General features: G+C 65.4%; 5 protein-coding genes. All 5 read left to right on the forward strand.

Annotated elements, in window-relative coordinates; all coding sequences use genetic code 11:
* The first annotated feature begins 215 nt into the window (after positions 1 to 215).
* The 5 genes from CKY51_RS01450 to CKY51_RS01470 all read left to right on the forward strand — a co-directional run bounded on the left by CKY51_RS01450 (position 216) and on the right by CKY51_RS01470 (position 10,442).
* Positions 216 to 2,600 carry a TonB-dependent receptor plug domain-containing protein gene (locus tag CKY51_RS01450; protein WP_152248768.1) on the forward strand — a complete coding sequence of 795 codons (2,385 nt, stop codon included), beginning with the start codon at positions 216 to 218 and terminating at the stop codon, positions 2,598 to 2,600.
* Positions 2,601 to 2,920: 320 nt separating this feature from the next.
* Positions 2,921 to 5,314: a TonB-dependent receptor plug domain-containing protein gene (locus CKY51_RS01455; RefSeq protein WP_152248769.1), complete on the forward strand. Its 2,394-nt coding sequence runs from the start codon at positions 2,921 to 2,923 to the stop codon at positions 5,312 to 5,314.
* Positions 5,315 to 5,667: 353 nt separating this feature from the next.
* A complete protein-coding gene (ybaL, locus tag CKY51_RS01460) occupies positions 5,668 to 7,365 on the forward strand; it encodes a YbaL family putative K(+) efflux transporter (RefSeq protein WP_022973801.1) in 1,698 nt (565 codons plus the stop codon).
* A gap of 196 nt (positions 7,366 to 7,561) precedes the next feature.
* Complete coding sequence (locus CKY51_RS01465) at positions 7,562 to 8,320, forward strand: HpcH/HpaI aldolase family protein (protein ID WP_022973800.1); 759 nt, start codon at positions 7,562 to 7,564, stop codon at positions 8,318 to 8,320.
* A 1-nt stretch (position 8,321) separates the two neighbouring features.
* On the forward strand, positions 8,322 to 10,442 hold the full coding sequence (locus CKY51_RS01470; RefSeq protein WP_022973799.1) for a TonB-dependent receptor family protein: 2,121 nt from the start codon (positions 8,322 to 8,324) through the stop codon (positions 10,440 to 10,442).
* Positions 10,443 to 10,508: the final 66 nt, after the last annotated feature.

Genomic DNA, 10,508 nt, shown 5'->3' on the forward strand with positions numbered 1-10,508 from the left:
GGTGAATTGTGCATCGCACCACAGTTTACTTCCAGATGACAACGTTGCCACTAGCACAACTGCGATGACAGTTGCACGCGCAACTTTAACCAAAATTTGACTCTCGATTCCGCGCCGGTTAATGGTTGAGCTTCGCACCGCAGCTGCCGCAACGGACGCGGCCTGGGAGGGGGCCCACTGCGCTGCATCCGTTCCCCACTCGGAGTCGTTACCGCATGCCTTGCAAGACCAGCCATCTCGCTGTTGCCGTTGCTGTTGCCTTGACCCTGTCCGTGACCACCGCTACTGCGCAAGAGCAACCGGCGCAGAAAACCCTCGACACCCTGATCGTCACCGGCACGCGCGTGGCCGATCGCACCGTGGCCGAGTCGGCCTCGCCGATCGACATCATCTCCCCGCAGGCGCTCGAATCCACCGGCACCACCGAACTGGCAACCGCGCTATCGCGCGCAGTGCCGTCATTGAACTTCCCGCGCCCGGCCATTTCCGACGGCACCGATGCGATCCGTCCTGCGCAGTTGCGCGGTCTGTCGCCCGACCAAGTGCTGGTGCTGGTCAACGGCAAGCGCTATCACACCACCGCGCTGATCAATCTCAACGACACCCAGGGGCGCGGCTCGTCGCCCGCAGATCTGAACACCATCCCGATCGCCGCGGTCGAGCGCATCGAGGTGCTGCGCGATGGCGCGTCGGCGCAATACGGTTCCGATGCGATCGCCGGGGTGATCAACATCGTGCTCAAGGGCAGCGGCGAAGGCGGTAGCCTCAGCGGCCGCTATGGCAAATACAGCGCCGGCGATGGCGAGCAATACCAGCTCTCCGGCGATGCCGGCCTGAGCTTTGCCGGCACCGGCAAAGTGCATCTGGCTGCACAGGCCGGCCACCAGGATCAAACCAACCGCGCCGTGCCCTATCAGGGACGTGTCGAACAACGCTACGGCGATCCGGACATCGACCAGGGGGCAGTGTCCTTCAACGGCGAATACAGCCCCACCGACTACTTGACGTTCTACTCGTTCGGCATGCTGAGCCGCCGCGAGGTCCTGTCCAATGGCTATTTCCGTTTCGCCGGCGACAACCGCAACCGCCCTGAGATCTACCCCGATGGCTTCCTGCCGCAGATCTACAACGTCAGCAAGGACGTGTCGTGGGTGGGCGGACTGAAGACCTCCACCGAGGGCGGACTCAATATCGATCTGAGCTACAACTACGGTCAGAACAATCTCAGCTTCGATGTCCGCAACAGCTTGAACAACAGCCTGGGTCTGGCCAGCCCGACCCAGTTCCATGCCGGCACGCTGGAAGTGACCCAGAACGTGCTCAACGCCGACTTCAGCAAGAGTCTCGATTGGGGGCTGGCCTATCCGGTCACCTTGGCGTTCGGCGCGGAATGGCGCGGGGAGAAGTTCAATCAGTCGCCGGGCGATGCGGCATCGTCGGCCAACGGCGGCATCCCTTCGGCCAATGGCAGCTTGATTCCCGGCGCGCAGGTGTTCCCCGGCTTCAAGGCCTCAGATTCCGGCTACTACGACCGTAACAGCCACTCGCTCTATCTGGATCTGGAAGCAGACCTGACCGAGAAGTTTTCCGCCGGACTGGCCGGGCGCTACGAGAAGTACAGCGACTTCGGCGATACCGCGACCGGCAAGCTGTCGCTGCGCTATGCGTTCACCGACAAGATTGCGTTGCGCGCCACCGCCTCCACCGGCTTCCGCGCGCCGTCGTTGCAGCAGCAGAACTTCCAGTCGATCGCCACCCAGTTCCTCAATGTCGCCCAGCCCAATGGCACGGTCGCAGCGGTGCCGTTCGAGATCGGCACCTTCCGTACCGACAACCCGGCAGCGGTGGCGCTGGGTGCCGAGCCGCTGAAGGCCGAGGAGTCGCGTAATTACGGACTGGGCCTGGTGCTGCAGCCGATCGACAATCTCTACGTCACCGTCGATGCCTACCGCATCGAAATCGACGACCGCATCGTGCTGTCGGAGAACCTCACCTCCACCGCTGCGCGCAACTACCTGCAGGCCAATGGCTTTCCCGGTATTGGCGGCGGGCGCTATTTCACCAATGCGGTGGACACCAAGACCCAGGGCGTGGACGCAGTGGGCACCTATCGCTGGAACCTCGATGGCGCCAGCGCGGAATTGACCGCAGGCTACAACTACAACGAGACCGATGTGGAGAAGGTCGCTGCCAATCCACCGGCGTTGGAGGCGATCGATCCGGGTGCGGTGCGCATCGGCCGGGCCGAGTTGGGCCGCATCACCAAGGGCACGCCGCGCGACAAGTTCTTCCTCGGCGGGACCTGGTCGCCGGGCAACTGGTCCTTCACCGGTACCGCTACCCGCTGGGGCGAATTCACCACCTTCGGCACCAATGCCGGCAGTGACCAGACCTATAGCGCCAAGTGGACTCTGGATCTTGCGGCGAGCTACACGCTGGATCGCTGGCGCTTCACCATCGGCGGCGACAACGTGCTCGATGAGTATCCCGATCGCCAGCAGGCCGGATTGGGCACGCGCAACTATCTGCCGTACAGCGGCGCATCGCCGTTCGGCTTCAACGGTGCGCTGGCCTACGCCAACGTGAGCTACACCTGGTGATCGCACCGGCCCGCGATCGCTGCTGCAGCGCGCTGGCGGCAGTGCCGCAAGAATGCGATGGCGCGCCGACTGTAGCGCTCCGGCGTCGACGATGACCGCCTCGGGCTGACCGGGGCAGTGCGTAGCGCGCACTGCCCCGGTTGCGTTGCGTGCGCGTACCACGACAGGCGGCCAGGACGCCGCACACCATGTTCCCTCTGCACGGACCGGCGTACACAGACTGCCCGGCCATGCAGGCGCAATGGATGGCGCACCCGTTAGACCACTTCCTACATCGGCACCCTGCCGTCTTCCCCTGAATCTTTCGGACCTTCCCACCCATGCTCAACGCCAAACCCCTCTCGCTCGCGGTTTCGCTGGCACTCGCCACCAGCGCCTTCGGTGCCAGCGCGCAGGACGCTCCTCCGCAGAAGACTCTCGATACGTTGATCGTCACCGGCACGCGCGTCAGCGACCGCACGGTGGCCGAGTCGGAATCGCCGATCGACATCATCTCCGAGCAGTCGCTGCAGGCCACCGGCGCCACCGATGTCGCCACCGCGCTCGGCAAGCTGCTGCCGTCGCTGAACTTCCCGCGTCCGGCTATCGCCGACGGCAACGACGCCGCCCGTCCCGCCACCCTGCGCGGGTTGTCGCCGGACAACGTGCTGGTGCTGGTCGACGGCAAGCGGTATCACACCTCCTCGCTGGTGAACTACAACCCCTACGTGGGTCGTGGTTCGGCGCCGGCCGATCTCAACTCGCTGCCGATGTCGGCGATCGCCCGCATCGAGGTGCTGCGCGACGGCGCATCGGCGCAATACGGCTCCGATGCGATCGCTGGCGTGGTCAACATCGTGCTCAAGCACGGTGCAGCTGCCGGCAGCAACAGCATTTCGGCCAATGGCGGCATCATGGACAAGGGCGACGGCGCGCAGAACGGCATCGACGGCTCGATCGGTCTGCCGTTCGGCGCCACCGGCGGCGATACCGCACCTGGCTGGGTGCGGCTGTCGTGGAACTATCAAAACTCGATGGATACCAATCGCAGCGAAAACACCAACCGCGCCACCACGCTTGCCGGCGCCGCCAATCCCAGTGGCGTGCCTTACCAGCGTCATGGCGATCCGGATGCCAGGTTCTATCAAGGCCTGGTCGCGTTCGGCTATGACTTCACGCCCAACGTCGAACTGTATGGCCATCTGAGCGTCAGCCGCCGCGAAGTCACTTCCAACGGCTACTACCGTGCCTACGACAACAGCGACCGCAATGTGCAGGCGGTGTATCCCAACGGCTTCCTGCCGCAGATCTACAACCCGATCAACGACCGCTCGGCGGTGCTCGGCGTCAAGGGCACCACGGCCAGCGACTGGCATTGGGACGTGTCGGCCACCTACGGCAAGAACGACATGACCTTCAACATCCTCAACAGCATCAACACCAATCTGTACTGGACCACCGGCAGCTCGCCGACGGATTTCAATTCCGGCGGCTTCGAAACCGAGCAAGGCACGCTCAATGCCGACTTCAGCAAGTCCTTCGATTGGGGCCTGGCCTATCCGGTCAATCTGGCCTTCGGCGCTGAACATCGCCAGGACCGCTACGAGATCGTCGCCGGCTCGCCCGCGTCGTATTTCTTCGACCCCAACACCATCAACCCGGAGACCGGCAGTCCCTATCCTGGCGGTGCGCAGGTGTTCTCCGGCCTGGAGCCGTCGGTGGCCGGCAAGTTCGGCCGCCACAGCAATGCGGCCTACGCGGCGCTGGAAGCGGACCTGACCGACAAGCTGTCCGGCGGCATCGCCGGGCGGTACGAAAACTACAGCGATGCCGGTTCCACCCGCTCGGGCAAGCTGTCGGCGCGCTATGCGTTCACCGATACGTTCTCCATGCGTGCGACGGTTTCCAACGGCTTTCGTGCGCCCTCGCTGGCGCAGCAGAACTACGCCTCGGTGGTGACGCTGCCGCAGGACGGCCAGTTGATCCAGGTCGGTACCTACCGTACCTCCGACCCGATCGCCGTGCAGTTGGGCGCACGTCCGCTGAGTCCGGAAAAGTCCACCAACTTCGGGCTCGGCAGCGTCTGGCAGCCGACCGCAAACTTCACCTCGACGCTGGACGTGTACCAGATCCGCATCTGGGACCAGATCCTGTATTCGGACCAGATCCAGCTCGCCCAGCCGATCGGCCAGGTTGGTGCCGTGCAGTTCTTCGTCAACGGCGCCACCAGCCGCACGCGCGGGGTCGATTGGGTCAACAGCTACCTGGCCGATCTCGGTGCGGGCGGCAGCCTCAACCTGAGTGCCAGTGCCAACTACAACAAGACCAAGATCCTGGAGCTGTCCAATCCGAACTTCGGACGCGCCAGCCAGGGCTTGTTGACCGAGTCCACGCCACGCACCAAGTACATGCTGGCAGCGGACTGGACCTTGGGCGGCTTCTCGCTCAACGGCAACGCCACCCGCTATGGCGCGATCAAGCGCATCGGCGATCCGGCCGACGGCAGCCAGGACCAGACCTATTCGGCGCGCTGGATCCTCAATCTGGCGGCCAACTACACCTGGCAGGCGCTGACCTTCACCGTAGGCGCCGACAACGTCACCAACCAGTATCCGACCAAGGCGCAGTTGACCACTGGCTACGACGACCGTGCCAGCGGTCTGCAGTACTCCTCGTTGTCGCCGTTCGGCTTCAACGGTCGCTACTGGTACGGTCGTGTGACCTACCGCTTCTGATCGACCGCCCCTGCCAGGGGCGCGCAGCACCGCAGCGCAGGATGCAGCCCGGCGACCCGGGCTGCATCCGTTGCCCCGTCGACGTGGCGACGCACCGCTGCGCATACCATCCCGCACGCCGCCCGTTTCGGTTCACCGCGGCGCGGCGTGGGTCATGTGTATCTGCACCGCCGGTGTCGCGGTGCATTAATCCGTCGCTGTGTACTATGGGTGAATCGGCCAGCGGACCCGCAGCGCGGTCCGCGCCCTCGCGCCGACTCCAGCAACCCGACGCACTGCCCGCGCGCACCGCGTGCGCCGTGCTGTCTGCTGGATGCCATCCCCCCCCTGGATCCCACTGACTACGGATTGGAATGCATCACGACACCAGCCTCATCGACATCATCGCCGTCGGCCTCGCGGTCGCCTTCATCCTTGGCACGCTTGCGCAGAAGGTGAAGCTCTCGCCGCTGGTCGGCTATCTGCTGGCGGGCGTGTGCGTGGGGCCGTTTACGCCGGGGTTCGTCGCCGACCAGACCATCGCCAACCAGCTGTCCGAATTGGGCGTGATGTTGCTGATGTTCGGCGTGGGCCTGCATTTTTCGCTCGACGATTTGATGGAAGTGAAATGGATCGCGGTGCCTGGCGCATTGGCGCAGATCGTGGTGGCCACCCTGCTCGGCTGGGCGCTGGCGTGGAGCATGGGCTGGTCGCTGATTCACGGCTTGGTGTTCGGCCTGGCGCTGTCGGTAGCCAGTACGGTGGTGTTGTTGCGCGCTCTGGAAGAACGCCGTTTGCTGGACACCCAGCGCGGCCGCATCGCGGTGGGCTGGCTGATTGTCGAAGACCTGGTGATGGTGCTGGCATTGGTGTTGCTCCCGGCGCTGGCGGATGTGCTCGGTACCGGCACACCAGCCACGGCGCACGACGCACAATCGCCATCGCTGCTAGCCGCGCTCGGCGTGACCTTGCTCAAGATGGTGGCGTTTGTCGCGGCGATGCTGGTCATCGGCCGGCGCGTGATTCCCTGGTCGCTGGAAAAAGTGGCGGCTACCGGCTCGCGCGAACTGTTCACCCTGGCCGTCCTCGGCATCGCGCTGGGCGTGGCATTCGTGTCGGCCACGTTGTTTGGTGTGTCGTTCGCGCTGGGCGCGTTCTTCGCCGGCATGCTGCTGAAGGAATCCGAACTCAGCCACAAGGCCGCCAACGATTCGCTGCCGTTGCGCGACGCGTTCGCGGTGCTGTTCTTCGTGTCGGTCGGCATGCTGTTCGATCCGATGATCCTGGTCGCCCATCCCTGGCAGGTGCTGGCTACCTTCCTGACCATTACGGTCGGCAAGTCGCTGGCGGCGTTCCTGATCGTGCGGGCCTTCGGCCATGCCACCGGCACCGCGCTGACCATTTCCACCAGCCTGGCGCAGATCGGCGAGTTCTCTTTCATCCTCGCCGGTCTGGGCGTGCAGTTGGCGATCCTGCCGGAAACCGGGCGCGACCTGATCCTGGCCGGTGCGCTGTTGTCGATCATCGCCAATCCATTCCTGTTTTCCTGGCTGGATCGCTGGCAGGCCAAACATGCACAGGAAGCGCCCGCGTTGGTGGAGCCAGAGCTGCCGCCAGGCCCGCCGCTGGAACTGGAAAGCCATGCCATCGTGATCGGCTACGGCCGCGTCGGCAGCGCGCTGGCGCAGTTGCTGCGTGGGCGCGGCGTGCCGGTGCTGGTGATCGACGACAACGGCGACCACGTCGCCAAGGCGCATGCGGCCGGCATTCCCGGCATTCGTGGCAGTGCGGCGGCCGATCGCGTGTTGGCCGAAGCGCGACCGGAGCACGCCAAGATCGCCATCCTGGCCATCCCGCAGCCGCTGGAAGCCGGCGAGGCGTTGTCCAAGCTGCGCGCGATCAATCCGTCGCTGACGCTGCTGGCGCGCGCGCACAGCGATGCCGAGGTCAAGCATCTGCTGGAACATGGCGCCGACGGCGCGGTGCTGGCCGAGCGCGAGCTGGCCTATTCGCTGGCGGAGATGGTCATGGCCACCCCTCCGTATCGGGGCTTGAACGTGCCGGCATCCTGAGCGAGGCCCATCCCCGCCCTGAGCGGCATCCTCTGCACGGCATGGCCGTGATGGCGTCTGCGCCCCGGAAACCACTGGGCGCCTGGGAGACGATTTGACGCAATGAGACCGTGACCAACGCCGCCCTTCCCAGACACACTTGATAATCATTCCCATCAAGTGCAGGATGAGCGCCCGTTTCACTCCGGTCTCATCCATGTCGCCCGTGGTCGGTGTCCTCAATGCCTTGCCGAGCGTCCAGCTGTGCGAGCTGCTGGGCCGCATCGGCTATGGTTTCGTGGTGCTTGATCTGGAACACGTGCTGCACGCGCCCGAGCAACTCGAACATGCGATCCGCGCGCTGGAGCTGTCCGGCTGCGAGGCGTGGGTGCGGGTGCCGGACGTCGATGAAAAGTTGATCGGCCGCGTGCTCGACGGCGGTGCGCGCGGAATCGTGGTGCCGCGTTGCGAATCGGCCGAGCAGATCGCCGCAGCCATCGCGGCCGCGCGGTTCCCGCCGCTGGGGCGTCGCGGCATCACCGGCGGCCGGGTCACCGGCTTCGGCAATATCGGCCTGACGTCCTACATCGCCCAGGCCAACGCCGACATCCGCATCGTGCCGATGATCGAGAGCGCCGCCGGGCTGGCCGCGCTGCCGCAGATCCTCGCCGTGCCCGGCGTCGCGCTGGTGATGGAAGGCGCGCTCGATCTGGCGCTGGACCTCGGCCTGGGACCGGAGCCCACCCATCCGCAGGTCTGGGCCGCGCTGCAACGGATGCATGCCCACTGCCTGGCCGCCGCGGTGCCGTTCTGCCCGAATCCCCGCACCGACGCGCAACGCGCGCATTGGCTGCAGACCCCCGACCTGCGCTGGCTGTTGGCCGGCGAGGATCGTTCGCTGATCCAGCGCGCGTTGCGTGGCCATCTCGCCGCCTACGCCGCCCCTTCCCCATCCGCCTGCAGGAGCACGCCGTAAGATGCGCAGTGTCCGTTTTCATATCCTGGCCGTTGCGCTGGCAACGCTGATCGTCGGCGTGCCGCCGCTGCATGCCGGCGAGCCCCAGGTCGACGATGACGCACCGCCGATCCGCGCGCTGGATGCCATCCAGGTGCAGGGCAGCCTGCTCGGCCGCTCGCAGCCGGACGATGTACAGCGGTATGCCGGCAGTCGGCAGGTGATCGACCGCGAACAATTACGCAATGGCGGCAATCGCTCGCTGGACGATGCCTTGCAACGCGTACCCGGCATCAAGATCTTCGACGAGACCGGCACCGGTGCGCTGCCGCAGCTGATGCTGCGCGGCTTGTACGAAAGCCGCAGCGGCCGCGTGCAGGTGCTGGAAGACGGCATTCCGCTTGCGCTGGCGCCCTACGGCCAGACCAGCCTGTCGTTGTTCCCGGTGGGGTTGAACCAGATCGACCGCATCGACATCGTCCGTGGCGGTGCCGCCGTGCAGTACGGCCCCAACAACGTCGGCGGGGTGATCAACCTGGTCAGCAAGGAGATCCCCAGCACCTGGAGCACCACGCTGGCGCAGAAGGTCACTGCCGGTGGCGCCGGCCACTTCCTGTACGACAGTGCAGTCAGCAGCGGCGGCTATCTCAGCGATAACTTCGGCCTGCAGGTCGATGCCAACCGCACCTGGGGCGAGTACTGGCGTGCGCACAGCGACACCGACATCAGCAACCTGCGCGTGCGCGCGGAGTGGTGGCTGGATGAGCACAAGCTGCTCAAGGCCAGCGTGCAACGCTACCTGGTGGACATGGACCTGGCCGGTGCGCTGAGTCCGGACGACTACCGCCGCGATCCGCGCCAGTCCACGCGTCCGTTGGACAGCTTCAACGGCCGCACCACGCGCGCTTCGCTGGGCTACCAACAACTGTTCGGCGATGTCGGGCCGTTGCAGGATCTGCGCCTGGACTGGAACAGCTTCAGCGCGCACAGCAGCCGCAACTTCATCGTCGGCCTGCGCCAGGCGTCCACTGAAACCTGGCGGCCGGACTTGCCGCCGCAACTGCGGCAGACCGCTCCGCGCGATTTCCGCGTGGTCGGCACCGAGCCACGCCTGAGCTGGACCATGGGTGACACTGGCGGCGTGCGTCAGCAGTGGACCGCCGGCGTGCGCGCGGTCAATGAGGACATCGATTTCCTGGTCGGCAATCTGCGCTTGCGCGATGGCGTCTCCACCACCGTGCGCGATTGGCAGTTCGAAGACCGCGCATTGGCTGCCTACGTCAGCAACGCGATCAGCCTGGCCGACGAGCGCGTCACCATCACCCCGGGATTGCGCTACGAGCGGCTGGACTCGCACTATCTCAACCGTGCCACCGGCCAGCGTACGCTCAATCAGACACGCGACCTGCTGCCCGGCCTGACGCTCGGTTTCCAGGCCACCGAACAGTGGTATCTGTACGCGGACGGGCAGCGCTCGCTGCGCGCGCCGCAGGTCACCCAGATCATCTTCGGCAACAACCTCGACGCCGAGCTGGCCTGGAACTACGAGGCCGGTGCGCGCTACCAGCCCAATGCGCGCACCCGCATCCAGTTCGGCGGCTATCTGATCGACTTCGATCAGCAGATCCAGCTGGACAACACCACACGCGTGTTCCGCAACCTCGGCAAGACCCGCCATCAGGGTGGCGAGGTGCAACTGCAATGGAGTCCGCTGTCGGTGCCGGCACTCACGCTCGATGCCGGCTACGCCTATCTGGATGCCAGCCAGGAATCGGGGCAGTTCCGCGGTCTGCGCGTGCCGTATACCTCGCGCAACCAGATCACCCTCGGCGGCAACTACGCCATCGGTCATACCACTGTCGCCTTGTCCAGCTACTACTTCAGCAAGGCCTTCAGCGATGCGGCCAACACCGTACAGGAGAACGCCATCGCCTCGGTTGGCCAGCTGCCCGCGTACTGGGTGTGGAATGCGCAAGTGAGCCACACCTTGCTGCAACGTGATGGGCAGAAGTTGAGCGCGTCGCTGGCGATCAACAACCTGTTCGATCGCCAGTACTGGTTCCGCGGCGTCGATACCAGTCCGTGGGGTCGCCAGGCGGCACCGGGACGCACGCTGACCGCGGGACTGGAATACACCTTCTGAGTTTGTGTTGAAACGGCGGCCCTCGTGGCCGCCAGCGACCGACGCGCAGTCCGCGCGTCATTGCCG

The organism is Xanthomonas maliensis (assembly GCF_009192945.1).
GTDB classification, from domain to species: domain Bacteria; phylum Pseudomonadota; class Gammaproteobacteria; order Xanthomonadales; family Xanthomonadaceae; genus Xanthomonas; species Xanthomonas maliensis.